This is a genomic window from Pseudomonas reidholzensis (assembly GCF_900536025.1).
GTDB classification, from domain to species: Bacteria; Pseudomonadota; Gammaproteobacteria; order Pseudomonadales; family Pseudomonadaceae; genus Aquipseudomonas; species Aquipseudomonas reidholzensis.
This window is the reverse complement of sequence record NZ_UNOZ01000015.1, coordinates 15,325-40,263: the sequence shown is the minus strand read 5'-3', so window position 1 is coordinate 40,263 and position 24,939 is coordinate 15,325. Positions and strand designations below refer to the sequence as shown.

Below are 24,939 nucleotides of genomic sequence, written 5' to 3'. Positions count from 1 at the left end.
GTTGGCTGGGGTGGCGCGTATGGCCCCTTCCGCCCGTACGGCGGGTCAGTTTTTTTCGTGGAAAAAAGTAACCAAAAACCGCTTGCTCCTACATACGGCCCTTCGCTGCGCTACGGGTTCCCTCACTCCGGTCTTGCTCCCGCGAGGACCGGGCTGTACGGGCCTTCCTGGCCCGCAGCCCTTGCCGGCCTTCCTGGCCGTCACCTCGCTTCGCAAGACCTCCGTTCGGCCTCCTGAAGTCGCAGTAGATCAAGATCACAAGCCAGATCAAGATCAACGGCCAGATCAAGGGCCAGGGCAACGGCTGGCGAATCGCTTCGCTCTCGCGGGTTTATAAGGGCGGTACAGCGCGTCAGCGCCAGAATTTGCATTGGCAGTTCCGGCCCCATCGCGGGCAAGCCCGCTCCTACAGGTGTTCCATAGCCGGAGGGCGGCGTGGTCCTTGTAGGAGCGGGCTTGCCCGCGATGAGGCCCGACTATCCACCACCGATGTCACTATCGAAGATAAGGCCAGCCCAGCCCAAACCCCGTTACGCCCAACCTGAACTTACTCAGATACCCCGTCGAGCGCGCCAAGCCATGCCTGGATCTGCTCCAGCGTAGCCGTCGCTCCCCCGCACACCACTACCAGTACAGTGCTGTATCGGGTCAACGCCTCGGCCTGGTACGCCAAGGCCAGCGCCGCCCCACACGCCGGCTCTACCAGCAGGCGATGATCCAGCAGGAAGCGTTCACACGCCTCCAGCGCCTGCCGGTCACTGACCAGATGGCTCTGCACCGGGTGGGTGCGCAAGCACGCCATCGCCCGTTCGGCCACACGCTTGGCCCCCAGCGAAGTGGCCACCGACGCCAGGCGCTCCAGCTCCACCGTATGCCCCGCCAGGGAGGCGGCATGCAGCGACGCGGCGCCCTCGGTTTCCACCGCCAGCACCGGTACATCCCCCCAGCCATTGCGTTTGAGGCCCTCGACCACACCACTGAGCAGGCCGCCACCGCCCACCGACAGCACCACCGCATCCGGCTTGACCCCAGCCTGGGCCACTTCGTCGATCATGCTGGCATGGCCAGCCCACAGCAGCGGGTCATCGAATGGATGGATGAACGCATCGTCCGGCCCGACCAAGGTCTGCGCCAGTTCGTTGGCCTCCTGCCAGGAGGCGCCGTGCACCACCACTTCTGCGTCTTCCAGGCGCAGCAGCTGCTTGGCCCGCTCGGTGGTGGTCTGCGGCACCACTACGGTGACCCGCACGCCGAGGCAACGCCCGGCATAGGCCACGGCGAGCCCGGCGTTGCCGCCCGACGACGACACGAAATGCCGGGCGCCGCGGGCATGGTGCACCTCGCATGCGTGGCCGACCCCGCGCAACTTGAACGAGCCGCAGGGCTGCAGGGCATCGAGCTTGAGCCAGATCGAGCGGCCGGCAGCCACCGACAGTGGGCGCGATTCGATCAGCGGGGTGTGGATATGCAAGGGCATGGCGGGCTCCGCGAAGTCAGTCATCACGAGCGGCTGGGGCGGTTTCGCCACGCAGCTGCTCAAGGTAGTTGTAAACGGTGAAGCGGGTGACGCCGAGCGCCGTTGCGGCTTTCTCCACGCCACCCTTGACGATGAACAGGCCACGCTCCTGCATGACCCGCACGGCTTCGACCTTGGCCTGTTTGTTCATCCGGCCATGGCCGGAGGCGCGCAGGGCGTTGTCGATGATCTCGGCCATCAGCACGGTCATCTCAGCGGGCTCGTCAGGGGCGCTGGCGACCTGCTCGACGCCCAGCGGTTGCAGGTGCTGAAGGAAGCTCAGCGCCGCGTCCAGCCCGCTGTTGTCGACGTTCACGCACAGGCTGGCGAACGGCGTGCCCTCGCTGTCGCGCAGGATCGCCGTGGCGCTGCGCAGGGTGCGGCCCTTGAGGGTGGTCGGGTAGTCGGGCAACACCACCGGTGCGCAGCCATCGCTTCGCGCGGCGCGCATCAGCGCCTTGAAGCCTTGGTCCTGTTCGGGGGCGGCGAGGATCGGGCTGCCGACGACCCGGCCAGAGAGCTGGCCGTTGACGATGGCCACCACCGAGCGCTCGGGCTGCTCGAGGTCGTGCAGGAGGATTTCCATGTTGCGGCCGGCGACGCTGCCGATGGCGGCAATCGCGGCTTTGAGCGTGGAGAGCACCAACTGGCGTTCACGCAGGAGATGGGGTGCGGTCATGAATTAATTCAACAGAATGTCATTTTTTAACATTCTGTTGAATTGTCGCGCCGGCGTCAATGCCAGGCGGGCGCCCGGGCAACTCCGCTCCTCGGCTGGAGCAGGAGCGGCTGCCCGGTGGATCAGCCCAGGGCCGGTGTGCGCGGAGGGATCATGCGTTTTTTACCGGTCGACTCGAACGCGGCGGCAAAGCTCAGCAGCGCCGAGTCGTCGTAGGCCCGACCGGCGAAGGTCAGCCCCACCGGCATGCCGATATCGGCCATCACACCCATCGGGACGGTCACGGTCGGTACGCCCAGGTGACGGATCGCCAGGTTGCCGTTGGCCACCCACACGCCATTGCTCCAGGCGATGTCGGCCGAGGCCGGGTTGACGTCGGCATCCGCCGGGCCGACATCGGCCACGGTGGGGAACAGCACCGCGTCCAGGCCGAGGTCGTCCATCCAGTCTTCGAGGTCGAGCTTGCGCGTCTGCTCGAGGCCGCGCAGGCCGTCCGCGACGGTGGCGATCTGGTCCCAGGTCTTCAGGCCGCGCTTGGCCATGTTGACGTACTCGTCCATGCCGGCCGCGAGGTCATCCTCACGGTTGGGCAGGGTGCCGGGGTCGTGCGGGAAGATCAGCGGCCCGTCGACGTCGGCCAGGCGATTGAGGGCGGGGTCGTCGTTGGCCCGCAGGAAGTCATCGAACGCCCAGCCTGACAGCTCCCACAGTTCGTCATGGAGGAACTCGCTGGAGACGATGCCGCGGTTGTACACGGTCGGTGCGCCCGGGCGGTCGCCTTCGCAATTGGAGACCAGCGGGAAGTCCACTTCCAGCACCTCGGCGCCTGCCGCCTCGAGCGCCTGACGTGCCTGCTGCCACAGGTCGATGACGCTTGCACGGGTGTTGATGCGTTGGCCGGTGGGGCCGCCGATACCCGGTTTTTCCGACGTGCCGGCGAGGTCGTCGGCATTGATGTACATGCGCGGCACGCCGAAACGCTTGCCCTTCAGCGAACTGGCATCCAGCGCCAGGTCAAGGTAGCAGGCCGGGCGCACGGTCGATGCCGCGGGGATCGGTACCCACGGTTGCAGGCGCCAGAGGTCGCCACGTGTGTCGGCGTCATCGGCGACCACCACGTCGAGGATTTCCAGCAGGTCGTGCATGGTCCGTGCGTACGGCACCACCACGTCCATGGTCGGCGTCAGCGGCCAGTTGCCGCGCACCGAGATCACCCCCCGCGACGGGGTGTAGGCGCACAGGCCATTGTTGGAGGCCGGGCCACGGCCGCTGGACCAGGTCTCTTCGGCCACGCCAAAGGCGCAGAAGCTCGCTGCGGTGGCGGTACCGGCACCGTTGGACGAGCCGGAGGCGAACGGCGCGGTCAGGTAAGCGGCGTTGTACGGGCTTTCGGCGCGGCCATAGACGCCGCGCTGCATGCCACCGTTGGCCATGGGCGGCATGTTGGTCTTGCCCAGGCACACCGCACCGGCGGCGCGCAGGCGCTCGATGGTGAAGGCGTCGCGCTGGGCAACCAGCTTGGCGAAGGCCGGGCTGCCGGACGCGGCGGTCAGGCCCTTGACCAGGTAGCTGTCCTTGGCCGTGTAGGGGATGCCGTCCAGCGGGCCGAGGCTGGCGCCACGCGCGCGACGGGCGTCGGAGGCCTCGGCCTCCTTGAGGGCCTCAGGATTGCGCACCACTACGGCGTTGAGGGCAGTGGCAGTGTCGGCTCCATCATAGGCGTCGATGCGGGCCAGGTAGGCCTTGACCAGCTCGACCGCCGTCGTGCGGCCGGTCTGGAGCGCGTCGCGCAGCTCGGCAATGGAAACCTCGGTTACCTCGATCATGCTGTCACCAACTGTGCAGGTGGAAAATCATGGCCGCGAGTGTAGCAAGAAGCCTATGCCGGGGCAGGCTTGCAGCGTTGAAATGGTTTGTTGCAGGACGGCACGTTGGCGCGGGAACACGGGGCGCGACTGACGGGTCGCAGTCTGGTTACCGGCCAGAAAACTGGCCATCCCCGTCTCCCGGGGCAGATCCATGCATGACGCCGATCGGAGCTATTTTCGCATGTCCCATTCGTCACCCCCTGAGCAGCACAGCAGCATCAACCCGCCTGTTTTCTGGATTTCCGCCGTCCTCCTGTTGCTGCTGGTGATCTACGCCAGTGTGTTCCAGTCGCACGCGCAAAACCTGTTCGCCGAGGTCCAGGGCTGGATCATCGGCAACGTCAGCTGGTTCTATATCCTCGCCGTGGCGATCATCCTCGGCACCGTGGTGTTCCTCGGCATCAGCCGCTACGGCGACATCAAGCTCGGCCCCGACCACAGCACGCCGGACTACAGCAGCACCACCTGGTTCGCCATGCTGTTCTCTGCCGGCATGGGCATCGGCCTGATGTTCTTCGGTGTCGCCGAGCCGGTGATGCACTTTCTCAAGCCACCGCTCGGCGAAGGCGGGACGGTGCTGGCGGCCGGCGAGGCGATGCGCATCACCTTCTTTCACTGGGGCCTGCATGCCTGGGCGATCTACGCCATCGTCGCGCTGATCCTGGCCTACTTCAGTTATCGCCACGGCCTGCCGCTGACCTTGCGTTCAGCGTTGTACCCGTTGATTGGCGAACGCATCTACGGGCCGATCGGCCATGCGGTAGACATCTTCGCGATCATCGGCACGGTGTTTGGCGTGGCCACCTCGCTCGGTTTTGGCGTGTCGCAGATCAACACCGGGCTGAATGCGCTGTTCGGTGTACCGGTGTCGACCCCGGTGCAGATCGGCTTGATCATCGGCACCACCTTGCTCGCCACGCTGTCGGTGGTCTCGGGCCTGGACAAGGGCATCCGCCGGCTCTCCGAACTCAACCTCGGCCTGGCCGTCTTGCTGCTGTTGATGGTGGTGCTGCTGGGGCCGACCGTGCTCATCCTGCAGACCTTCGTACAGAACACCGGCGGCTACCTCAGCGAAATCGTCAGCCGCACACTGAATCTCTACGCGTATCAGCCCACCGACTGGATTGGCGGCTGGACTTTGTTCTACTGGGGCTGGTGGCTGGCCTGGTCGCCTTTCGTGGGGCTGTTCATCGCGCGGATTTCCCGCGGCCGGACGATCCGCGAGTTCGTCATGGGCGTGCTGCTGGTGCCGACCGCGTTTACCCTGCTGTGGATGACCGTGTTCGGCAACACCGCGATCCACATGATCCTCGACCAGGGCTTGCGCGACCTGGCCCAGGCGGTGGACCAGGACACCTCGCTGGCGCTGTTCGCGTTTCTCGAGCACTTCCCGTTCAGCACGGCCATCAGCACCCTGGCGGTGGTGATGGTGGTGGTGTTCTTCGTGACCTCGGCCGACTCCGGCGCGATGGTGGTCGACATGCTCGCCTCCGGCGGGCAGGAGAACACGCCGATCCGCCAACGCATCTTCTGGGCGTCGAGCATGGGCCTGGTGGCCATCGCACTGCTGCTGGCCGACGGCCTCAAGGCCCTGCAGACCGCCACCATCGCCAGCGCACTGCCGTTCACCATCGCCTTGCTGTGCAGCATGCGCGGGCTGCTCAAGGCGCTCAAGCTGGACGCCACCAAGCGCGGCCTGCGCCATCAGGCCTTGGCCATCTCGCCCACCGCCTCGCGGGGCGCTGGCAACTGGCAGCGCCGCCTGCGGACCCTGGCGATGTTCCCGCGGCGCACGCATGTGCAGCGCTTCATCAGTGAAGTGGGCCTGCCCGCCTGCCATTCGGTGAGCGAGGAATGGCGCCGGCAGGGTTACGAGTGCAGCGTGGAGGAAGGCGAGGAGGGCAGCGTGACGCTCAAGGTGGGGCCCAGCGACGACCCCTTCGTCTATCAGATCAAGCCCCAGGCCTACGCCATGCCCAGTTTCGTGATGAGCGATACGACAGGTGAGGAGCGCAAGTATTTCCGGGCTGAAGTGCACCTGCGTGAAGGCGGCCAGGACCATGACGTGATGGGCTGGTCAAAAGACGAGGTGATCGGCGATATCCTCGACCACTTCGAGCGGCACATGCATTTTCTTCATCTGGTGGGGTGAAGTGCCGGGGGTATCTGCACATAGCAGGTACCCCCGCGGGTTTACTCCAGGTCCGCCGCGCTATGGCGCTCCGGTACCTGCGTCGGCTCATCGCCCCAGGTACGGTTGACCCGGGTGCCGCGCTGCACGGCTGGCCGCTGGGCGATTTCTTCGGCCCAGCGCTGCACGTGGGGGTATTCCTCCACGGCGAGGAACTCGGCGGCGTCGTACAGGTTGCCGCGCACCAGTTGGCCATACCAGGGCCACACGGCGATGTCGGCGATGCTGTAGTCATCCCCTGCCAGGTAGCGGCTCTCGGCCAGGCGCCGCTCGAGCACATCCAGCTGACGCTTGGCTTCCATGCTGAAGCGGTTGATCGCGTACTCGATCTTCTCCGGCGCATACGCATAGAAGTGGCCGAAGCCGCCCCCCAGGTACGGCGCCGCGCCCATCTGCCAGAACAGCCAGTTGAGGGTTTCGGTGCGTGCGTGCGCAGCCTTGGGCAGGAATGCACCGAACTTCTCCGCCAGATACAGCAGGATCGAGCCAGACTCGAACACCCGGATCGCCGGCTCGACACTGCGGTCGAGCAGGGCGGGGATCTTCGAGTTGGGGTTGACCTCGACGAAGCCGCTGGAAAACTGCTCGCCCTCGCCGATGCGGATCAGCCAGGCGTCGTATTCGGCGCCGATGTGCCCCAGGGCCAGCAGCTCCTCAAGCAGGATGGTCGCCTTGACGCCGTTGGGCGTTGCCAGGGAATACAGCTGCAGCGGTTGCTTGCCGACGGGCAGGTCCTTGTCATGGGTAGGCCCGGCGACAGGGCGGTTGATGCTGGCGAACTGGCCGCCGGAGGCGGCGTCGTTGCGCCACACCTTGGGCGGGACGTAGGCGGTCTTGCTCATGCACGGGCTCTCCTGAAGGGCGCGAAGCGATCACATGGAACGTTGACCTGCATCTATGCCACGGGTTCGCGGCGCGGGGCAAATGCATCTCATGCATGGCCCGGGTTCGCCGGTATGCGCGCGAACCCGGCCACTCAAGCGCCGATCTTGACCTAGAGTTAGCAGCACGGCCGCTGGCGCAACGCGATTGTTTATCTCTTCGCCTTACTATTGCCATCGGCAGATGTCGATCTTTGCGGGCCGGAATCAACCCTAGAAACCCCGGCAGGCACTTTTCAGGAGAGCACGGCACATGGCAGCACTGCAGAACAGTACGTTGGAAGCGATTGCCAGCAATCAGGCACAACTGCTGGGGGACTGGCTCGCCGGGCTGGAAGCCAATGGCGCGACGCGCAATATCAAAGAGCAGGACCTGCGTCAGGAAACCCGCGAGTTCCTCCAGCTGGTCATCGATGGCCTGCGCAGCGAAAGCGGCGACAACATCACCGCCGCCGGTTGGGAAGAGGCCCGCCGCTTCCTCGACAAGCTCTCCGCCAGCCGCGCCCAGATCGGCCAGGAGTCGCACCAGACGGCGTACTTCATCTTTGCCCTGAAGGGCCCCTTGTTCACCCTGCTGCAACAGCATTACCGCGAACAGCCGGCGCTGCTGGCCGAGCAACTGTGGGAGGTCTCGCAACTGCTCGACGGCTTCGGCCTGCACACCATCCGTACCTACCAGAAGGCCCGCGAAGGGGTGATCAAGCGCCAGCAGGAAGAACTGCTCGAACTGTCCACGCCCGTGGTCAAGTTGTGGGACGGCGTGCTCGCCCTGCCGCTGATCGGCACCCTCGATTCGCAGCGCAGCCAGACCGTCATGGAGTCGCTGTTGCAGCGCATCGTCGACACCGGCTCGGAGATCGCCATCATCGACATCACCGGCGTGCCGACCGTTGACACCCTGGTGGCCCAGCACTTGCTCAAGACCGTGACCGCGATCCGCCTGATGGGCGCCGACTGCATCATCAGCGGGGTGCGCCCGCAGATCGCCCAGACCATCGTCCACCTCGGCCTGGACCTCGGCACGCTGACCACCAAATCCAACCTCGCCGACGCCCTGAGGCTGGCCCTGACCCGCCTGGGCACCGGCCTCGGCGAGCGGGCCTGAGCCGATGGAGCGTATCCCGATCCTGCAGATGGGCGACTTTCTCCTGGTGACCATCCAGGTCGACATGCATGACCAGCTGGCCTTGCGCCTGCAGGACGACCTCACCGAGCGCATCGACCAGACCTCGGCGCGCGGGGTGCTGATCGACATCTCCGCGCTGGACATGGTCGACTCGTTCATTGGCCGGATGATCGCCAGTATCTCCGGGCTGTCGCGGATCATGGACGCCGAGACCGTGCTGGTCGGCATGCAGCCAGCCGTGGCGATCACCCTGGTCGAGCTCGGCCTGACCCTGCCCGGCGTGAGCACCGCGCTCAACGTCGACCGTGGCATGCACCTGCTGCGTCAACGGGTAGGCCGATCATGAGCATTCGCGACAGTGGCAGCCAACCGGTGCGCCTGGAGCAGGACGTGGTGCTCGCCCGCCAGTTGGCGCGCAAGGTCGCCACCGAGTGCGGCATGCGCCTGGTCGACCTGACCAAGCTGGTCACGGCGGTCAGCGAGCTGGCGCGCAATACCGTGGTGTACGGCGGTGGCGGCGACATGGACTGGGCAGTGCTCGAGGAGGCCGGGCGGGTCGGGCTACGGCTGGTGTTTCGCGACGAAGGGCCAGGCATCGCCGACATCAAGCTGGCGCTGACCGATGGCTGGACCTCGGGCGGCGGCCTGGGTCTGGGGTTGACCGGTGCGCGGCGCCTGGTCGACGAGTTCGAACTGGACACCGCTCCCGGGCAAGGTACCCGGGTAACGATCACCCGATGGGCCTGAACCTTGCTGCGAGCCTGACCCAGGTCCTGGCCATCGACGATATCAGCCAGGTCGGCTACGCCCGCCGGGTCGTGCAGAAGCTCGCCGAGCAACACGGCTTCAACCCAGCCGACGCTGGCCGCGCGGCGCTCGTCGCCACCGAGCTTGCGAGCAATCTGCTCAAGCATGCCGAACGTGGCGAACTGCACTTGCGGGTCTGGCCGCACGGGGCGGGCCATGGCCTCGAGCTGCTCGCCGTGGATCGGGCCCAGGGTTTCGACGTGCATGCCTGCCTCGCCGACGGATTTTCCACGGGCGGCACCCAGGGCATTGGCCTGGGCGCGGTCAGCCGGCTGGCGCAGGTGTTCGACGTGCACGCCGACGAGCGGGGTGCCGTGGTGCTGGCGCGGCTGTACCGCGAGGGCGCCACGGCGCCAGACCTGCGCATCGGCGTCAGCCAGCATTCATTGCATGACGACCCGGCCTGCGGCGACACCTGGCACGTAGCACTCGGCGAGCGACGCCTGAGCGCGCTGGTGGTCGACGGCCTGGGCCATGGCGAAGAGGCCGAGCGGGCCGCCAAGGCCGGTGCCCAGGCCTTTGCCCTGAGCCCGTTCAGCGAGCCGGCCAGCCTGCTCGGCGAACTGCACTACGCGATGTCCGGCACCCGTGGCGGGGCGGCGGCTATTGCCCAGTACGACGCTGACGCCGATCGCCTGGCGTTCATCGGCATCGGCAATATCGGCGCCACCCTGGTCGGCGGCGAACGGCCGCGCGGCCTGGCCTCGCACCCCGGCATCGTCGGGGGGCAATACCGCAAGGGCCAGGTGTTCGACTACGCTCACGTGAAGGGCAATCTGTTGATCCTGTTCAGCGACGGCCTGCAATCGCGCTGGAGCCTGCAAACCTATCCCGGCCTGGCTTTGCGCCACCCGGCCATCATCGCCACGGTGCTGCACCGTGATTTTTGTCGTGGCCGCGACGATGTGACGGTGCTGGTCATTGATCTGGAGAGCGCGCATGCCTGAGCCATTGCCAAGCACTGCCGCCGAGCAGGCCGCGCTGGCCGCCCGGTTGCAGGCCGAAAACCAGGCCCTGCGCGGCGAGCTGGAAGAAACCAACCAGGGCGTGCTGGCGCTGTATGCCGAGCTGGACATCCAGGCCGAGCAACTGCGCCAGGCATCAGACCTCAAGAGCCGCTTCCTGTCGTACATGAGCCACGAGTTCCGTACCCCGCTGGGCTCGATCCTGAGCATTACCAGCCTGCTCGCCGACGAGGTCGACGGGCCGCTGAGCCAGGAGCAACAGCTGCAAGTGGCGTTTGTCAGTACCGCCGCCCGCGAGCTCAGCGACATGGTCGATGACCTGCTCGACCTTGCCAAGATCGAAGCCGGGCGCATCACCATTTCGCCGGCCTGGTTCGACATGCTCGACCTGTTCGCGGCGCTGCGCGGGATGTTCCGGCCGATCGTCGACACCGGCGCGGTCGACCTGATCTTCGAGCAGCCCGAGGGCCTGCCGCAGCTCTATACCGACGACAAGAAGCTGTCGCAGATACTGCGCAACTTCATCTCCAACGCGCTCAAGTTCACCACCCGTGGCGAAGTCCGGGTGTCGGCGCAGTTGCACGGCAGCCAGCAGGTGCGCTTTGCCGTCAGCGACACCGGCATCGGCATTGCCCCGGAGTTGCTGGAAGGGTTGTTCGAGGATTTCGCCCAGGTCGACTCCCCCTTGCAGAAGCGCCTGCGGGGTACCGGCCTGGGCCTGTCGCTGTGCAAACGCTTTGCGGCCCTGTTGGGTGGCGAGGTGGGCGTGGAGAGTGTGCCAGGGGTGGGCTCGTCATTCTTTGTGATCATCCCGTTGGCCATCGCCCAGGAGAGCGTCGATGAACCCTGAAATTCGCCTGCTGATCGTCGACGACAACGCCGCCACGCGTTACGCGCTGCGCCGGCGGTTGGCGCTGCACGGCTATCAGGTGCTCGAGGCCGGCACCGGCGGCGACGGCCTGGCCATGCTCCGCGACGCCCATTTCGACGCGCTGATCCTCGACGTCAACCTGCCGGACATGAGCGGCTTCGATATCGTCCGCCTGCTCCGCGCAGACCCGGCCACCGCGCTGTTGCCGGTGATCCACGTGTCGGCGGCGTCGATCCAGACCGGCGACATCATCACGGGCCTTGAGGCCGGTGCGGACGCCTACCTGGTGCACCCGGTCGACCCGGATGTACTGTTGGCGACCCTCGGCACCCTGCTGCGGGTGCGCGACACCGAGCGGGCGCTGCGCGAGAGCGAGGCGCGGTTTCGCGAGATCTTCAGCAACGTTTCGGCGCCGATCGCCGTGCTCGATGCGCAGTTCAAGGTGCACGAGTGCAACCAGGCGTTCGCCCAGCTGACCCAGGACAACCGCGACCCCGAAACCCTGCTCGAGTGCTTTGCCGAAGACCAGCCGTCGGCCTTGGCCGGGTTGCGCCAGCACCTGGCCGATGGCGAGCGCTGGCGCGGCACTTTGCGCATGACCGTGCAGGGCCAGCCACGCGACACCGAGTGGCAGCTTTCGCCGTATCGCACGCCGGGGCTGTGCCTGGTGTTCGTCGAGGACGTCACCGAGCACCGCCACCGCGAACGCTCGCACCTGGCCCGGCTCGACGACGCCAACAGCCAGCTGGCCCGCGAAGTGGCCCAGCGAGCGAGCACCGAAGCGCAACTGCTGCAGTTGCAGAAGATGGACGCCCTGGGCAGCCTCACGGGCGGCATCGCCCATGATTTCAACAACCTGCTGACCGGGATCATCACCAGCCTGGAGCTGATCCGCAAACGGGTCGCGGAAAACCGCGTCGAGAAGGTCCCCAGCTATGCGGACGCCGCCCTCAGCTCAGCGATGAGCGCCGCCTCGCTGACCCACCGCCTGCTGGCGTTCGCCCGCCAGCAGCCGCTGGATACCCGGCCGGTCGACATCAATGAACGGGTGGGCTCGCTGGAGGAGCTGATCACCCGCACCATTGGCGAGCGCATCGCGCTGAAACTGCAGCTGTCCAGCCGCCCGGCGGTGGCCATGGTCGACCCGATCCAGCTGGAAAGCGCCGTGCTCAACCTGGTGATCAACGCCCGCGATGCGCTGGCCAAGGGCGGGCACATCTGGGTCAATACCGCGGCAACCTGGTCGCATGGCGACCCCAACCTGCAGAACGGCCCGTATGTCGCGGTGACCGTGCGCGATGACGGTGCGGGGATCCCCCCGGAGTTGCTGGAAAAAGTCTTCGATCCGTTTTTCACCACCAAGCCGGTGGGCCAAGGCACAGGGCTCGGGTTGTCGACCATCTATGGTTTTGCCCGGCAGTCGGGCGGGCATGTGGCGATCCACAGCGTGCCGGGGCAGGGCACCGAGGTGACCCTGATGCTACCGGCCAGTGCGCGCGAGGCCACCCGTGAGGCACGTGCGCCGCAGCTGGAGCAGAAGGGCACCGGCGAGCATGTGCTGGTGGTCGAGGACATGGCCTCGGTGCGGCTGTCGGTGGCCGAGGCTTTGGCTGACGCGGGGTATCGCTGCACGCTGGCCGAAACCATCGAACAGGCGCTGGATCACCTGCGTGAGGATGCTGGTATCGAGCTGTTGCTGACCGATGTCGGTTTGCCCGGGATCAGTGGGCGCGAACTGGCGGACATGGCGCGGATCTACCGGCCGGGGTTGCCGGTGCTGTTCATGACCGGTTATGCCGAGACTGCCCTGGATCGCCAGGCGTTTCTCGGCAGCGGGATGGACATGCTGATCAAGCCGTTCCAGATTGGCGAGTTGCTGGATAAAGTGCGGCGGACCTTGGGGCAGGCGACTGCAGGTTGAGTCGCGCCGTTCTCCAAGGCCTCTTCGCGGGTAAACCCGCTCCCACAGGGAACGCGCAAGTCTTCAGGACAGCGCCATCCTTGTGGGAGCGGGTTTACCCGCGAAGAGGCCAGCACCATCACCCCATTGCTGGGCTCAATGCGCGCCGGCTGCCTTGCTCAAATCACTCTCGGCCCACTGGGTGTAGATACAGGCATCCGCCACCGCCCAGCGCACCTTCACGGTCTCGCCCGGTTGCATCGGCATCCCCGCCGCCGACAGCGCCTTGACGGTCATCTCGGTGCCGGCGGCGGTGATCACATGGCAAGTCTGGCTCTCACCCAGGAACAGCACCTCGGTGACGTTTGCGCTGACTTCATTCCAACCCGCCGGCAACGGCTCGCGGGCGGCTTGCTCGGCGCTCAGCGCCAGGGCCTTCTCCGGCCGCACCATGATCAGCGCGTCCTGCTCGGCTACCAGCCCCGGGGTCAGGCGGATCGCCAGCGATTGCCCCTCGAAGCTGCCGGCGCCGTTGCTGCTGGCCTTGATCCGGAGGAAGTTGGAATTACCCAGGAACGACGCCACAAAGGCATTCGGCGGGTTCTGGTAGAGGTCGTAACCACTGCCCAGGCCGACGATCTTGCCGTGGCTGAAAATCGCGATGCGCTGCGACAGGCGCATGGCCTCTTCCTGGTCGTGGGTCACGTAGACAATGGTGATGCCCAGGCGCCGATGCAGCTGGCGCAGTTCGTCCTGCAGGTCTTCGCGCAGCTTCTTGTCGAGCGCCCCCAGCGGTTCGTCCATCAACAGGATGCGCGGCTCGTAGACCAGCGCCCGGGCAATCGCCACGCGTTGTTGCTGGCCACCGGAAAGCTGCGCCGGGCGGCGGTGGGCGAACGACTCCAGTTGCACCAGCTTGAGCATCGCGTCGACCCGCTTGGCGGTCTCGGCGGCACTCAGCTTGCGGATCGTCAGCGGGAAGGCGATGTTGTCGCGCACGCTCAGGTGCGGGAACAGCGAGTACCGCTGGAACACCATGCCGATGTCGCGCTTGTGCGGCGGCACATTGACCAGCGACTCGTCGGCAACCAGGATCTCGCCGCTGCTCGGGGTTTCGAAACCGGCCAGCATCGACAGGGTGGTGGACTTGCCCGAACCGCTGGAGCCGAGAAAGGTGAGGAACTCGCCGTCCTGGATCTCCAGGTTGATATTGTCGACCGCGGTGAAGTCACCGTAGTGCTTGTTCAGGTTGCGCAGGCTGACCAGGGTCTTGTTCGGCGCGTCGTCTTTCATCACTGCACTCATTGTTATTGTCTCCGGGCGCTCAGGCGCTGACTGGGTTGCGCCGGCGCAGGGCGGCGGCGATGAGCATGACAAGCACCGACAGGCCGATCAGCAGCGTCGAGGCGACGGCGATCACCGGGGTCAAGTCCTGGCGCAGGGTGGTCCACATCTTCACCGGCAGGGTCTGCAGGTTGGGGCTGGCCATCATCACGCTGAGCACCACCTCGTCCCACGACACCAGAAACGCGAACAGGCCGCCGGCGATCATCCCCGGGCGAATCGCCGGGAAGGTCACCTTGAAGATCGCCTGCAAGCGCGAGGCGCCACAGATCACCGCGGCATCCTCGATCGACTGGTCGAACAGCTTCAGCGAGTTGATGATCGAGATGATGGTGAACGGCAGCGCGACGATCACGTGGCTGACCACGAAGGCGAACAGCGTGCCGGTGTAACCGAGCTTGAGGAACAGTGCGTAGACCGCCACGGCGATGATCACCAGCGGCACGATCATTGGCAGGGTGAACAGCCCGTAGAGCATCTCCCGGCCGGGGAAGCGCCCGCGCACCAGGGCAAACGCCGTCGGCAGGCCGAGCGCAACGGCGGCCACGGTGGTCAGCACGGCGACCTTGAGGCTGGCCAGGGCGGCTTCCATCCACTCCGGGTTGGAGAAGAACTGGCCGTACCATTTGAAGGTCCAGCCCGGCGGCGGGAACACCAGCCACTGCGAAGAGCCGAACGACAGCAGCACGATGAACAGGATCGGCAGCAGCAGGAAGGCCGCGATGATCCCGGTGGTCAGGTACAGGCCGACCCGTAGCGGGCGGCCCATGGCATTGGGGGTCAGGAGCATGGCGGCTTACCTCGCGTTGCCGACCGGGGATTCCGGTTGCAGCTTCAGGTACAAGTAGAAGAGCACCAGGGTGATCAGCACCAGCAGTGCGGCGGCGGCACTGGCCAGGCCCCAGTTGAGGAACGACTGCACCTGCTGGACGATGAACTCAGGCAGCATCATGTTCTGCGCGCCACCCAGCAGGGCCGGGGTGACGTAGTAGCCGAGCGACATGACGAACACCATCAAGGCGCCGGAGAACAGCCCCGAGCGGCACAGCGGCAGGAACACCTTCCAGAAGTTGGTCCACGGGCTGGCGCCACAGATCGAGCCGGCCTGCAGCACCATCGGGTCGATCGCGTGCATGGTCGCCTGCAGCGGCAGGACGATGAACGGGATCATGATGTAGCTCATGCCGATCACCACGCCGGTGAGGTTGTGCACCATTTCCAGCGGGGCATCGATGATGCCCATGGCCATCAACGCCTTGTTGATCACCCCCGAGGCTTGCAGCAGCACCAGCCACGAATAGGTGCGGGCGAGCAGGCTGGTCCACATCGACAGCAGCACGATGTTCAGCAGCCAACGGCCCCAGCCCTTGGGCACCAGGGTGATCGCCCAGGCCAGCGGGAAGCCCAGCAGCACGCTGATCAGGGTCACCAGGCCGGCCACCGAGAAGGTGTTGAACAGCACCCGCGCATAGGCCGAGTTGGCGAACAGCTGCTCGTAGTTGCCCAGCCCCGGCACCGGCTCCAGCACACCGCGCAGCAGCAGGCTGATCAGCGGGGCGAAGAAGAACAGGCCAAGGAACAGCAGGGCCGGCAGCAGGTTGCGGCTGCCACGCCAGCGTTGGCTCAGGCTGGGACGGTGCGCGGCCGCTCCCGGAGCGCCGGTGCCGCTAGGGGCACCTTGGGCGTTTTGCAGGGCGTTGATGGCGACTTTCATTTGACCAGCCACTCATTCCAGCGGGCAGCGATGGCCTGGCCGTTCTTCGCCCAGTAGGCGAAGTCCAGGGTCACCTGATCCTGCGCGTAGGCGGTCGGCAGGTTGGAGGCGAGCTCAGGCTTGAGCTGGCTGACGCTGTCGAGGTTGACCGGGGCGTAGGCGGTGAGGTTGGCGAACTCGGCCTGGCCCTTGGCGCTGCTGGCGTTGGCCAGGAACTTCATGGCCGCGTCCTTGTTCTTCGCGCCTTTAGGGATGACCAGGAAGTCGGCCATGACCAGGTTCTGCTTCCAGCTCACGCCGACCGGTGCGCCATCTTGTTGCAGGGCGTAGACGCGACCGTTCCAGAACTGCCCCAGCGACACTTCACCGGAGGCCAGCAGTTGCTGCGACTGAGCGCCGCCGCCCCACCAGACGATGTCTTTCTTGATGGTGTCGAGCTTCTTGAAGGCGCGGTCGAGGTCCAGCGGGTAGAGCTTGTCGGCGGCCACGCCGTCGGCCAGCAGGGCGAGTTCGAGCACGCCTGGGCTTGGCCATTTGTACAGCGCGCGCTTGCCGGGGAAGGTCTTGGTGTCGAACAGCGCCGACCAGTCGACCGGCTTGTTGGCACCGAGCTTGCCTTCGTTGTAGCCGAGCACAAAGGAGAAGAAGAACGAGCCGACGCCGTGGTCGGAGACGAAGCGCGGGTCGATCCGGTCGCGCTTGACGGTATTGAAATCCAGCGGCTCGAGCAGGCCTTCGGCGGCGGCGCGCAGGGCGAAGTCGGCTTCGACATCGACCACGTCCCACTGCACGTTGCCGCTCTCGACCATGGCCTTGAGCTTGCCATAGTCGGTCGGGCCGTCCTGTACGACCTTGATGTTGCTCTCTTTGGAGAAGGGCTCGGCCCATGCCTGTTTCTGGGCGTCCTGGGTCGTACCGCCCCAGCTGACGAAGTTCAGGCTGTCGGCGGCCTGGGTGGCCTGACAAGCCAGGGTCAGCAGGCTGGCGGACAGCACTGCGGTTACACGTTTGCTCAACAGCATGGTTACGCCCTCGTTGCTTTTGTTATTTGAGGCGGGTTCTGTCACCCGCCATGTGTTCGGGGAGCAGCTTTTGCAAAAATGTCGTGTGGCCGTTTTTGATTGTAGGTGCCGGCCTGCAAATTAAGGTCTACGGGATATCATATTATGGTATTCCAAGAATTTGGCAAGGGGGTTGAGGCGACCGACCATCACTCGGCTTGGCGCCGGGTGTGTAGGGGGAGGTGCGGGCGGCTTGGGGACGAGGGGGGGCGGGGCTGTTCCGGCTGTTCATGGAGGTGTGAGCGCTGGCCGTAGGACGTTTCTGAATAGGTTGTAGGGCGTCAATATGAGCTTGCCAGCGGTGGTGCCAGTGCTCCAGGTTCGCTCCTTTGCGATCATTTCTGACCTGCTATAGCCGGGTCATCGTCATGAACCTGCAGGGAGCACGACATGGACCTTCGTTCGTCCTTCTTCGCCGATATCAGCAATTGGTTCGGGGTGTGCCTGAGTCGGCTCAAGGCTGCTTTTCGGCCCCGGCATGCCCTCTTTAGGGGGATCTGCGGTCTTGCCGTGTGTTCAGCAATGGCTGAAACGCGCGCCAGCACTATCGAAGCCGTAAACCATACGCACTGGGCGATCAACCGGTTCAGTGTCGATGGGCGGTCTGGCATCGACATTATCGGGCCGTATCAAGGGGGCGGGGGAGGGTGTTGCTACATAGCCCCGGCGCACTGGCAACCGGGTATGAGCGTAAAGGTTGATTGGGTACGAGGCGCCGCCTATCCCGATGGATTTCCTGGCTTTGCGGACGAGCAAAAATACGTGGCTTGGAGAGATGCTGCGCGCGCTGATAACCAACAGCACGGCAAGGTAGTCCTTATCCCTGACTACACCGGACAAAAAGTCTGTGGGATTACCGTGCACTTCTTGCCCTGCGACGACATCCAGGTCACCACCTCCTGCTACGCCTATGGCAGCCCCGAGTACCCGATCAAAACCCCTCTGCATTTGCCGGAGCCCCAGTCATGTCCAAAATAAGCAAGGCCTCGGTCTGCTATCCACCGCAGTTTCCTATACAGGGGCGCCTGCCCCAGCGAGAACTGCAAGTTCATCAGAACCTTGCGCGCCAGTGCAACCTGGAGCGTGGCTACCATGACGCGTTGTGCCTTGCGGCCGGTTTCCGGGTCATGCCACCGTGCTGCAAGACCTTGCATGTCAGCCTGTTCTTCGATGGCACCGGCAACAACCTGAACAATGACCTGTACGCGTCAGCCGTGCCCCATCCGACCAATATCGCCCGGTTATTTCGCGCGAGCATCGGTGATGGCCATGCCGGCGGCACTGCCTATGGCGGCAGCAAGGCCCGGCGCTTGACCGATGCGCCCGGTACCGGCAACGGCCAGTACTTCAAGTACTACATGCCGGGAGTCGGTACACCGTTTCCGGAGGTGGGCGACCTCGACTACAGCGGCGACGGCCTGGCCTTCGCTCGGCGCGGGGAAGAGCGGATCAACTGGGCGCTGCTGATGATCATCGACGCCCTGCGCCGTGCCTTGGGCAAGCCGCGATTGGACAACGCGGCGCTGCAAACCGCTGTCGAGGCCATGGGTACCTGGCGGGGCACCGAATGGATCATGGGCCGGGCCAACCGCAGCAGGGAGTTCCGCAAGCAGCTCAAGGCGCTCGAACGGCCCTTGCGGATCGCGCTGGATGCGCCATCGCCCGGTCAGCCGAAGCTGCTGGGCCTGAAGTTGTATGTGTATGGGTTCTCGCGAGGCGCCGCAGCGGCGCGGGCCTTTGTCAGCTGGTTGAACCTGTTGTTGTCGCCGAACGAGCCGACACCGACGCTCAAAATCAATGACCTGAAGCTACCGGTCAGTGTGGAGTACCTGGGGCTGCTGGACACGGTGGTCTCGGTGGGGCTTGCCGACATCGCCCCTGGGGCGAATGGTCACATGGGCTGGGGAGATGGCAGCCAAACATTGCCCAAGGGGGCACTGCTCAAGCGCTGCCTGCATATCGTCGCCAGTCATGAGCAGCGCTTGAGTTTTCCTGCGGAGTCAATCAGGCGGGAGGATGGCACGTATCCGCGCAACAGCGAGGAGGTGATCTATCCAGGAGTACATAGCGATCAAGGGGGAGGGTATCCGCCGGGGGATCAAGGGAAGGCTTATAGTCACGACAGTCGCACAGGCGATGGCCTCTTGCTCTCACAGATTGCGCTGCAGGATTTGTATTCTGATGCATTCGCCCAAGGTGCTCCGCTGAAGGTGTCAACAGGTGCTTTGCCCATAGGTTTACGCCATGAGTTCTGGCGGACTATGGAGGCGGATGTGGAAAAGGCCTTTGCAATTGCGCCTCAACTTATAAGTCGGTTCAATGCCTGGCGTCAGGTGACTCTGGGACTGTTGCCTATATCGTCGCCCGAGCAGGTTGAAAAATATCAACCACTGTCCGCCACTTCCAACCTGGAAGATGCTTTGCGTACGCAGATGGATTGGCTAACCGCCTGGCGTATCGATCGCTACGCATTCGGCAGTCTCAAAGATACCGATTTCTACCGCCTGGCCAGTGACGGGCATGCAACCGATGAAGCCCGCTTAAGCGCCGAAACCGAGCGCAATAAAAACCAAGCGGCCGTGGTGAAGCGCCGCGACTACCAGCGCGACCTCGAACGCCGCGGGGCTCCGAAAACTCCGCTGGAACCTGGCATCAAGGATTTCGATCCTGACAAGTCGAGAACCCAGCTGCGCGAAGCCGCCGAAGAGTTCGGCAGGATCTATCGCGACCTCAACAGCGACCCTTACCTGGCGTTCTTCCGTCGTAACAGCTTGAAAAACACGCTCGCATTGATTGTCTTCTGGAACAGCGCCGAGACGATTGCCGAGCGCGAGCGCATGAAGGCAGGCGGGCAAGCCAAGGTCAGTCAGTTGTTCCCCCCACCACTCGGCCGCAGGAACCACTCCAGCGAAACCCAGCGGGGTCCGGTGGACGAGAGCCGCAACCGCGAGCAGCCCGAGGGTCTGCTGCGGGCACTGTTCGACGATCAGGTGCACGACTCTCGCGCCTGGTTCCTGCATGCCTTCCTCAACACGACCTACAGCAATAAAACCGTGGCCGCTGGGCGCGAACCCTGGGGCAGCTACTTCAGCGAGCGCATGGTCTTCTTCGGCGAGGCTAACAGACGAGATCTGGGGCTGCTTGACCCCGACGGCCTGACAAACCCGGACGCTCTCAGTGCCCTAGCGTATGGCGAAGCCCCGAATCTGCCGTTGACGGATACCGAGCGTCGGGCGCAAATCCAGAAAGACATCGCTGAGCTGTGGGGCGCAGAGCACACCCAGGGCACCGAGGTGAAAAATGCCAAGAGTTGATCTGGTTAGCCCTCATCACTCACGAGGTCCGCTAGTCAGACCAATGGCCGTGTACACATGCTACCTGGCGGCTGCGCTCGGCTTTCTCGTGGCGGTCGGGTCTTTGCCGGTCGTCCAGGCGAGCACCATCGAAGCCGTCAATCATACCCACTGGGCGATCAACCGGTTCAGTGTCGACGGACGTTCGGGCGTCGACATCATCGGGCCGTACCAAGGGGGCGGAGGAGGTTGTTGCTATAACGCTCCCGAGCGGTGGGTACCTGGCATGAGTCTCCGCGTGGAATGGGAACGAGGGGTCGCCTATTCAGATGAATTCCCTGGCTACGCTGATTGGCCTAAATACTTAGCTTGGGTCGATAGCATCGATGCGCAGACCCGCAGGCAGACCAAGTTCGTCTCCGTTCCCGACTACACCGGCCAAAAGGTCTGCGGCATCACCGTGCACTTCCTGCCCTGCGACGACATACAGGTCAGCACCTCCTGCTACGCCTACGGCAGCCCTGAATACCCGATCAAGACCCCGCTACACCTGCCGGAGCCGCAGTCATGCGTACGATAAGCGACACTTTGATCTCTCAAATTGACCATTGTCACACGCGAGACCAGTTGATCAGGCACAGGTTCGTGCGCTCATGCCGGTTGGCCGCTTTGCTAGTTTTGATCTCAATCGCTTGGCCTAGTGCGGCCGTTTACGCGAGCACCATCGAAGCGGTCAATCATACCCACTGGGCGATCAACCGGTTCAGTGTCGACGGGCGTTCGGGCGTCGACATCATCGGACCGTACCAAGGGGGCGGAGGAGGGTGTTGCTATATCGCTCCCCAGCGCTGGATGCCCGGGATGACGGTGCGGGTGGACTGGGAAACGGGTGTGGCGTTCTCCGACGATTTTCCTGGGTTTGCGGATCGAGAAAAATATCTGGATTGGAAGCGAAGGGTTAATAGTCAGAAGCTTCAGCACAGCAAGGTCGCCACCGTGCCCGATTACACCGGCCAAAAGGTCTGCGGCATTACCGTACACTTCCTGCCCTGCGACGACATCCAGGTAACCACGTCCTGCTACGCCTACGGCAGCCCCGAATACCCGATCAAGACCCCGCTGCAGCTGTCGGAGCCTCAATCGTGCCCTGAGTGACCAAGCGCGCCTTGGGATCACATCAGAATGAGCGGACGCCCAATCTGTCCCGATGCAATCGCGAGGCAACCTTCATCAAACGTCGCGGGTCATTCACCCGCGGTTGTGCCCGCCAAACCCGGCTCGAACGGAATGCTCTGCACCACTTCCAGTTCATACCCGGCCAGCCCCGCATACTTCAGCGGTGGGCCCAGGTGGCGCAGCTTGCCGACGCCAAGATCCTGGAGGATCTGCGCGCCGGTGCCGACTTCCGAATACACCTTGGACTGCCCGCGCTGGTACGGCCGCACCGGCTGAGTGAGGTGCGGCACGCGTTCGAGCAGGGCCTGCGAGGACTCATGGTTGGCCAGTACCACCACCACCCCGGCGCCTTCTTCGGCGACCCGCTGCAGGGCGGCCCACAGCGTCCAGTTGGCGGGGCCGGCGTACTCGGCGCCGACCAGGTCGCGCAGCGGGTCGATCACGTGCACGCGCACCAGGGTTGGCTGTTCACGGCGGATATCGCCCATCACCATGGCCATGTGCACGCCGCCTTCGATGCGGTCTTCGTAGGTCACCAGGCGGAAGTTGCCGTGCACGGTCGGCAGCTCGCGCTCGCCGATGCGCTTGATGGTCTGCTCGGTGCTCAGGCGGTAGTGGATCAGGTCGGCGATGGTGCCGATCTTGATGCCATGCTGGGCGGCGAATACCTCGAGGTCCGGCCGGCGGGCCATGGTGCCGTCATCGTTGAGCACCTCGACGATCACCGAAGCCGGGCTGAAGCCGGCCAGGCGGGCCAGGTCGCACCCGGCTTCGGTGTGGCCGGCGCGGGTCAGCACGCCGCCTTCACGGGCGCGCAGGGGGAAGATATGGCCAGGTTGGACCAAGTCGTCGGGGCGTGCATTCGGCGCCATGGCCGCGGCCACGGTGCGCGCCCGGTCAGCGGCGGAAATGCCGGTGGTGACGCCGGTCGCGGCTTCGATGGAGACGGTAAAGGCGGTGCTGAACGCGCTGCCATTGCTCGGCACCATCTGTTCCAGGCCCAGCCGCTGGCAGTGCTCGTCGGTCAGGGTGAGGCAGATCAGGCCGCGCGCTTCGCGGGCCATGAAGTTGATCGCCGGGGCGTCGCAGCGTTCGGCGGCGATCAGCAGGTCACCCTCGTTTTCACGGTCTTCGTCGTCCACCAGCAGGACCATCTTGCCTTGCCGGTAGTCCTCGAGAAGTTCTTCGATGCTGTTGAAAGGCATGCTGCACGCTCGCTGTGGTCGGGTGGTTTTTATGGTATACCATCATACACAAATATCCCGAAAACAGGAGAGCAGCGGATGAAGGCCTACTGGATCGCCCACGTCGATGTCACCGACCCCGAGCAGTACCAGCAGTACACCCAGCGTGCGCCGGCGGCGTTCAAGGCTTATGGTGGCCGGTTCCTGGCCAGGGGCGGGCGCAGCGAGGCGATGGAAGGGCGGCCGACGCCGCAGCGCAGCGTGGTGATCGAGTTCGAGTCGTATGAACAGGCAGTGGCCTGCTATCGCTCGGCTGAGTATCAGGAGGCCTGTAGTCATCGCCAGGGGGTGGCGAAGGCTGAGGTGATCATTGTCGAAGGGTTCGAGCCCTGAGGTGATGCTGATGGCCTCATCGCGGGTGAACCCGCTCCTACAAGGGTAGGAGCGGGTTTACCCGCGATGAGGTCGGTGCTGACGCCCTGCCAATCAAGGCATGCCAGGCAACTCGTGCGGCCGCAGGTCGAACACCAGCACTTCCGCATCGGTGCCATTGGCCAGGCTCACGACCTGCTCATGGCGCAAGCGCACGCCATCACCTTCACCGAGCAACTGGCCATTGAGCTCGACACTGCCGCGTGCCACATGCACATAGGCATGGCGGTTGTCCGGCAAGGTCAGCGTGGCCTGGTCGTCACCGTCGAACAACCCGGCATAGACCTTGGCGTTCTGGCGAACCTGCAACGAGCCCTGGGCGCCATCCGGCGAGATGATCAGGCGCAGCCGTCCGCGTTTTTCTTCAGGGCTGAAGTGCCGCTGCTGGTAGCGTGGCTCGGCGCCGTTGACGTTGGGCACGATCCAGATCTGCAGGAAGTGCACCGACTCGTCCTGGCTATGGTTGTACTCGCTGTGGGCCACGCCGTGCCCGGCACTCATCAGTTGCACATCGCCCGGGCGGATCACCGACCCGGTGCCGAGGGTGTCCTTGTGCTCCAGCGCGCCTTCGAGCACATAGGAGAAGATCTCCATGTCGCGGTGCGGGTGCTGGCCGAAGCCCTTGCCGGCGATGACCCGGTCGTCGTTGATCACCAGCAGGTCGGAAAAGCCCTGCTCGTCGGGGTTGCGATAACCGCCGAAAGAGAAGGTATGGAACGATTTCAGCCAACCATGGAAGGCCAGGCCGCGGTCTTTTGCATTGCGTACGGTAAGCATGACGGATCTCCTTGACAGGCGGGGCGATGGGCCCCGCCGTGTCGTTGATTGACGTTATTGAAGGTGGACTTTCAGTTCGCCGGCCGCCTGGCGCAGCGAGGCTTGTACCGCCGGCACCTGGTGCAGCGGGTTGAGCAGGCCGAAGTCATGGATCATGCCGTTGTAGCGCACCGCGGTAACGGTCACGCCGGCGGCGTTCAGGTGCCGGGCATAGGCCTCGCCCTCATCACGCAAGACGTCGAACTCGGCGGTCTGCACCAGTGCCGGCGGCAGGCCCTTGAGCTGCTCGCTGCTGGCGCGCAGCGGCGATGCGTAGATCTGTGCCCGTGCCGCGGCATCGGTGGTGTAGCTGTCCCAGAACCACTTCATCATCCCTGTGGTGAGGAAGTGGCCCTCGGCGAACTGTTGGTACGAAGCGGTCTCGAAGCTGGCATCGGTGACCGGCCACAGCAGCAGCTGGAAGCGCAGTTTCGGTGTGCCGGCCTCTTTGGCCTTGAGTGCGACCACCGCCGCCATGTTGCCGCCGACGCTGTTGCCGGCTACCGCCAGGCGGCTGCTGTCGACCTTGATTTCTTTGCCGTGCTCGGCAACCCAGCGGGTGGCGGCGTAGGCCTGGTTGATCGCGGTTGGGTAGTGCGCCTCGGGGGATGGCGTGTAGTCGACATACACCGCGACGGCGCCGGAGCCGACCACCAGGTCGCGGATCAGCCGCTGGTGGGTCGGGTAGTCGCCCAGCACCCAGCCGCCGCCATGGAAGTACATGAACACGGGCAAGTCACCCTTGACCTTGGCCGGGCGCACGATGGTCAGTTGCAGCGGCTGGCCGTCGACCTGAAGGGTCCGCTGGCTGACTTCGATGCCGGACAGGTCGACCTTCACCGAAGCCTGGGCGCCGGTCAGTACGGCACGGGCGTCCTTCGGGCTGAGCTGCTCGAGCGGTTTGCCACCGCCTTGCGCCAGGGCCTCGAGGAAGGCTTGGGTGTGCTGTTCGACCCCTGGGCTGCCGGCGGCGAAGGCTTGGCCGACCGAGACGGCGAGGAGGCTGGCGGTGAGGGCTTTGCGGACAATGTTCATGGCGAATCCTTTTCTACGCGAATGCTTTGAGTGGGCTGCTTGCCTGGCCTTCAGGCCGTCGCTGCAAGATGTGCGTAGAT

23 protein-coding genes are annotated in these 24,939 nt (G+C 64.8%); 12 read left to right on the top strand and 11 right to left on the bottom strand.

Annotated elements, in window-relative coordinates; genetic code table 11:
- Positions 1 to 547 precede the first annotated feature (547 nt).
- The 3 genes from CCOS865_RS12240 to CCOS865_RS12230 form a co-directional block, all read right to left on the bottom strand.
- On the bottom strand, positions 548 to 1,477 hold the full coding sequence (locus CCOS865_RS12240) for a pyridoxal-phosphate dependent enzyme (RefSeq protein WP_119141099.1): 930 nt from the start codon (positions 1,475 to 1,477) through the stop codon (positions 548 to 550).
- A gap of 16 nt (positions 1,478 to 1,493) precedes the next feature.
- Positions 1,494 to 2,195 (bottom strand): helix-turn-helix transcriptional regulator, encoded by a 702-nt coding sequence (locus CCOS865_RS12235; protein WP_119141095.1) that lies wholly within the window; start codon positions 2,193 to 2,195, stop codon positions 1,494 to 1,496.
- 122 nt (positions 2,196 to 2,317) lie between these two features.
- Positions 2,318 to 4,021 carry an amidase gene (locus CCOS865_RS12230; protein ID WP_119141093.1) on the bottom strand — a complete coding sequence of 568 codons (1,704 nt, stop codon included), beginning with the start codon at positions 4,019 to 4,021 and terminating at the stop codon, positions 2,318 to 2,320.
- Positions 4,022 to 4,244: 223 nt separating this feature from the next.
- Between CCOS865_RS12230 and CCOS865_RS12225 the strand changes: the two genes are divergently transcribed.
- Complete coding sequence (locus CCOS865_RS12225; RefSeq protein ID WP_119141091.1) at positions 4,245 to 6,215, top strand: BCCT family transporter; 1,971 nt, start codon at positions 4,245 to 4,247, stop codon at positions 6,213 to 6,215.
- A gap of 41 nt (positions 6,216 to 6,256) precedes the next feature.
- On the opposite strand, the gene yghU is transcribed toward CCOS865_RS12225, so the two are convergent.
- On the bottom strand, positions 6,257 to 7,096 hold the full coding sequence (gene yghU, locus CCOS865_RS12220) for a glutathione-dependent disulfide-bond oxidoreductase (protein ID WP_119141089.1): 840 nt from the start codon (positions 7,094 to 7,096) through the stop codon (positions 6,257 to 6,259).
- Between the two features lie 292 nt (positions 7,097 to 7,388).
- Between yghU and CCOS865_RS12215 the strand changes: the two genes are divergently transcribed.
- From CCOS865_RS12215 to CCOS865_RS12190, 6 genes are read left to right on the top strand one after another with little or no spacing between them, the layout of a single operon-like run.
- Positions 7,389 to 8,240: an STAS domain-containing protein gene (locus tag CCOS865_RS12215; protein ID WP_119141087.1), complete on the top strand. Its 852-nt coding sequence runs from the start codon at positions 7,389 to 7,391 to the stop codon at positions 8,238 to 8,240.
- Positions 8,241 to 8,244: 4 nt separating this feature from the next.
- Positions 8,245 to 8,607 (top strand): STAS domain-containing protein, encoded by a 363-nt coding sequence (locus tag CCOS865_RS12210; RefSeq protein WP_119141085.1) that lies wholly within the window; start codon positions 8,245 to 8,247, stop codon positions 8,605 to 8,607.
- Positions 8,604 to 9,008, top strand: coding sequence for an anti-sigma regulatory factor (locus CCOS865_RS12205; protein WP_119141083.1), 405 nt, complete (start codon positions 8,604 to 8,606; stop codon positions 9,006 to 9,008). Before CCOS865_RS12210 ends, CCOS865_RS12205 begins: the two co-directional genes overlap by 4 nt.
- On the top strand, positions 8,999 to 10,015 hold the full coding sequence (locus CCOS865_RS12200) for an ATP-binding protein (protein ID WP_208644524.1): 1,017 nt from the start codon (positions 8,999 to 9,001) through the stop codon (positions 10,013 to 10,015). The genes CCOS865_RS12205 and CCOS865_RS12200 overlap by 10 nt, the downstream gene beginning before the upstream one ends.
- Positions 10,008 to 10,883 (top strand): sensor histidine kinase, encoded by an 876-nt coding sequence (locus CCOS865_RS12195; RefSeq protein WP_119141081.1) that lies wholly within the window; start codon positions 10,008 to 10,010, stop codon positions 10,881 to 10,883. Before CCOS865_RS12200 ends, CCOS865_RS12195 begins: the two co-directional genes overlap by 8 nt.
- Positions 10,873 to 12,825: a response regulator gene (locus CCOS865_RS12190; protein WP_119141079.1), complete on the top strand. Its 1,953-nt coding sequence runs from the start codon at positions 10,873 to 10,875 to the stop codon at positions 12,823 to 12,825. The genes CCOS865_RS12195 and CCOS865_RS12190 overlap by 11 nt, the downstream gene beginning before the upstream one ends.
- Positions 12,826 to 12,960: 135 nt before the next feature.
- Here CCOS865_RS12190 and CCOS865_RS12185 read toward each other — a convergent pair whose 3' ends face one another.
- Genes CCOS865_RS12185 through CCOS865_RS12170 form a run of 4 tightly spaced genes read right to left on the bottom strand, consistent with a single transcriptional unit; the run spans position 12,961 to position 16,884 of the window.
- A complete protein-coding gene (locus tag CCOS865_RS12185; RefSeq protein ID WP_119141077.1) occupies positions 12,961 to 14,109 on the bottom strand; it encodes an ABC transporter ATP-binding protein in 1,149 nt (382 codons plus the stop codon).
- Between the two features lie 19 nt (positions 14,110 to 14,128).
- Positions 14,129 to 14,938, bottom strand: a complete 810-nt coding sequence (locus CCOS865_RS12180) for an ABC transporter permease (protein ID WP_119141075.1) — start codon at positions 14,936 to 14,938, stop codon at positions 14,129 to 14,131.
- 6 nt (positions 14,939 to 14,944) lie between these two features.
- Entirely contained in the window at positions 14,945 to 15,862 is a 918-nt protein-coding gene (locus tag CCOS865_RS12175) for an ABC transporter permease (RefSeq protein ID WP_119141073.1), read from the bottom strand.
- On the bottom strand, positions 15,859 to 16,884 hold the full coding sequence (locus tag CCOS865_RS12170; RefSeq protein WP_119141071.1) for an ABC transporter substrate-binding protein: 1,026 nt from the start codon (positions 16,882 to 16,884) through the stop codon (positions 15,859 to 15,861). The genes CCOS865_RS12175 and CCOS865_RS12170 overlap by 4 nt, the downstream gene beginning before the upstream one ends.
- A 561-nt stretch (positions 16,885 to 17,445) precedes the next feature.
- On the opposite strand from CCOS865_RS12170, the gene tli1a (CCOS865_RS12165) reads away from it, so the two are divergent.
- From tli1a (CCOS865_RS12165) to tli1a (CCOS865_RS12150), 4 genes are read left to right on the top strand one after another with little or no spacing between them, the layout of a single operon-like run.
- Entirely contained in the window at positions 17,446 to 17,901 is a 456-nt protein-coding gene (gene tli1a / locus CCOS865_RS12165) for a Tli1a family immunity protein (RefSeq protein ID WP_167469054.1), read from the top strand.
- A complete protein-coding gene (locus CCOS865_RS12160) occupies positions 17,889 to 20,237 on the top strand; it encodes a T6SS phospholipase effector Tle1-like catalytic domain-containing protein (protein WP_119141067.1) in 2,349 nt (782 codons plus the stop codon). The genes tli1a (CCOS865_RS12165) and CCOS865_RS12160 overlap by 13 nt, the downstream gene beginning before the upstream one ends.
- Positions 20,238 to 20,280: 43 nt before the next feature.
- Positions 20,281 to 20,796, top strand: coding sequence for a Tli1a family immunity protein (gene tli1a, locus CCOS865_RS12155; RefSeq protein ID WP_119141065.1), 516 nt, complete (start codon positions 20,281 to 20,283; stop codon positions 20,794 to 20,796).
- The gene (gene tli1a / locus CCOS865_RS12150) at positions 20,784 to 21,371 is read left to right on the top strand and encodes a Tli1a family immunity protein (protein ID WP_119141063.1); all 588 of its coding nucleotides are present in this window, start codon (positions 20,784 to 20,786) and stop codon (positions 21,369 to 21,371) included. Before tli1a (CCOS865_RS12155) ends, tli1a (CCOS865_RS12150) begins: the two co-directional genes overlap by 13 nt.
- An 89-nt stretch (positions 21,372 to 21,460) precedes the next feature.
- On the opposite strand, the gene ribBA is transcribed toward tli1a (CCOS865_RS12150), so the two are convergent.
- Positions 21,461 to 22,597 (bottom strand): bifunctional 3,4-dihydroxy-2-butanone-4-phosphate synthase/GTP cyclohydrolase II, encoded by a 1,137-nt coding sequence (gene ribBA / locus CCOS865_RS12145; RefSeq protein ID WP_119141061.1) that lies wholly within the window; start codon positions 22,595 to 22,597, stop codon positions 21,461 to 21,463.
- 78 nt (positions 22,598 to 22,675) lie between these two features.
- Between ribBA and CCOS865_RS12140 the strand changes: the two genes are divergently transcribed.
- On the top strand, positions 22,676 to 22,969 hold the full coding sequence (locus CCOS865_RS12140) for a DUF1330 domain-containing protein (protein WP_119141059.1): 294 nt from the start codon (positions 22,676 to 22,678) through the stop codon (positions 22,967 to 22,969).
- A 93-nt stretch (positions 22,970 to 23,062) separates the two neighbouring features.
- Here CCOS865_RS12140 and CCOS865_RS12135 read toward each other — a convergent pair whose 3' ends face one another.
- Positions 23,063 to 23,785 (bottom strand): pirin family protein, encoded by a 723-nt coding sequence (locus tag CCOS865_RS12135; protein WP_119141057.1) that lies wholly within the window; start codon positions 23,783 to 23,785, stop codon positions 23,063 to 23,065.
- A gap of 54 nt (positions 23,786 to 23,839) precedes the next feature.
- Positions 23,840 to 24,859 carry an alpha/beta hydrolase gene (locus CCOS865_RS12130; RefSeq protein WP_119141055.1) on the bottom strand — a complete coding sequence of 340 codons (1,020 nt, stop codon included), beginning with the start codon at positions 24,857 to 24,859 and terminating at the stop codon, positions 23,840 to 23,842.
- Between the last annotated feature and the right edge of the window lie 80 nt (positions 24,860 to 24,939).

What these genes read in the sequence shown, in the direction of transcription:
- CCOS865_RS12240 (WP_119141099.1), bottom strand. Translation starts at nt 1,477, where the DNA reads ATGCCCTTGCATATCCACACCCCGCTGATCGAATCGCGCCCACTGTCG.
- CCOS865_RS12235 (WP_119141095.1), bottom strand. Translation starts at nt 2,195, where the DNA reads ATGACCGCACCCCATCTCCTGCGTGAACGCCAGTTGGTGCTCTCCACG.
- CCOS865_RS12230 (WP_119141093.1), bottom strand. Translation starts at nt 4,021, where the DNA reads ATGATCGAGGTAACCGAGGTTTCCATTGCCGAGCTGCGCGACGCGCTC.
- CCOS865_RS12225 (WP_119141091.1), top strand. Translation starts at nt 4,245, where the DNA reads ATGTCCCATTCGTCACCCCCTGAGCAGCACAGCAGCATCAACCCGCCT.
- yghU (WP_119141089.1), bottom strand. Translation starts at nt 7,096, where the DNA reads ATGAGCAAGACCGCCTACGTCCCGCCCAAGGTGTGGCGCAACGACGCC.
- CCOS865_RS12215 (WP_119141087.1), top strand. Translation starts at nt 7,389, where the DNA reads ATGGCAGCACTGCAGAACAGTACGTTGGAAGCGATTGCCAGCAATCAG.
- CCOS865_RS12210 (WP_119141085.1), top strand. Translation starts at nt 8,245, where the DNA reads ATGGAGCGTATCCCGATCCTGCAGATGGGCGACTTTCTCCTGGTGACC.
- CCOS865_RS12205 (WP_119141083.1), top strand. Translation starts at nt 8,604, where the DNA reads ATGAGCATTCGCGACAGTGGCAGCCAACCGGTGCGCCTGGAGCAGGAC.
- CCOS865_RS12200 (WP_208644524.1), top strand. Translation starts at nt 8,999, where the DNA reads ATGGGCCTGAACCTTGCTGCGAGCCTGACCCAGGTCCTGGCCATCGAC.
- CCOS865_RS12195 (WP_119141081.1), top strand. Translation starts at nt 10,008, where the DNA reads ATGCCTGAGCCATTGCCAAGCACTGCCGCCGAGCAGGCCGCGCTGGCC.
- CCOS865_RS12190 (WP_119141079.1), top strand. Translation starts at nt 10,873, where the DNA reads ATGAACCCTGAAATTCGCCTGCTGATCGTCGACGACAACGCCGCCACG.
- CCOS865_RS12185 (WP_119141077.1), bottom strand. Translation starts at nt 14,109, where the DNA reads ATGAGTGCAGTGATGAAAGACGACGCGCCGAACAAGACCCTGGTCAGC.
- CCOS865_RS12180 (WP_119141075.1), bottom strand. Translation starts at nt 14,938, where the DNA reads ATGCTCCTGACCCCCAATGCCATGGGCCGCCCGCTACGGGTCGGCCTG.
- CCOS865_RS12175 (WP_119141073.1), bottom strand. Translation starts at nt 15,862, where the DNA reads ATGAAAGTCGCCATCAACGCCCTGCAAAACGCCCAAGGTGCCCCTAGC.
- CCOS865_RS12170 (WP_119141071.1), bottom strand. Translation starts at nt 16,884, where the DNA reads ATGCTGTTGAGCAAACGTGTAACCGCAGTGCTGTCCGCCAGCCTGCTG.
- tli1a (WP_167469054.1), top strand. Translation starts at nt 17,446, where the DNA reads ATGGCTGAAACGCGCGCCAGCACTATCGAAGCCGTAAACCATACGCAC.
- CCOS865_RS12160 (WP_119141067.1), top strand. Translation starts at nt 17,889, where the DNA reads ATGTCCAAAATAAGCAAGGCCTCGGTCTGCTATCCACCGCAGTTTCCT.
- tli1a (WP_119141065.1), top strand. Translation starts at nt 20,281, where the DNA reads ATGGCCGTGTACACATGCTACCTGGCGGCTGCGCTCGGCTTTCTCGTG.
- tli1a (WP_119141063.1), top strand. Translation starts at nt 20,784, where the DNA reads ATGCGTACGATAAGCGACACTTTGATCTCTCAAATTGACCATTGTCAC.
- ribBA (WP_119141061.1), bottom strand. Translation starts at nt 22,597, where the DNA reads ATGCCTTTCAACAGCATCGAAGAACTTCTCGAGGACTACCGGCAAGGC.
- CCOS865_RS12140 (WP_119141059.1), top strand. Translation starts at nt 22,676, where the DNA reads ATGAAGGCCTACTGGATCGCCCACGTCGATGTCACCGACCCCGAGCAG.
- CCOS865_RS12135 (WP_119141057.1), bottom strand. Translation starts at nt 23,785, where the DNA reads ATGCTTACCGTACGCAATGCAAAAGACCGCGGCCTGGCCTTCCATGGT.
- CCOS865_RS12130 (WP_119141055.1), bottom strand. Translation starts at nt 24,859, where the DNA reads ATGAACATTGTCCGCAAAGCCCTCACCGCCAGCCTCCTCGCCGTCTCG.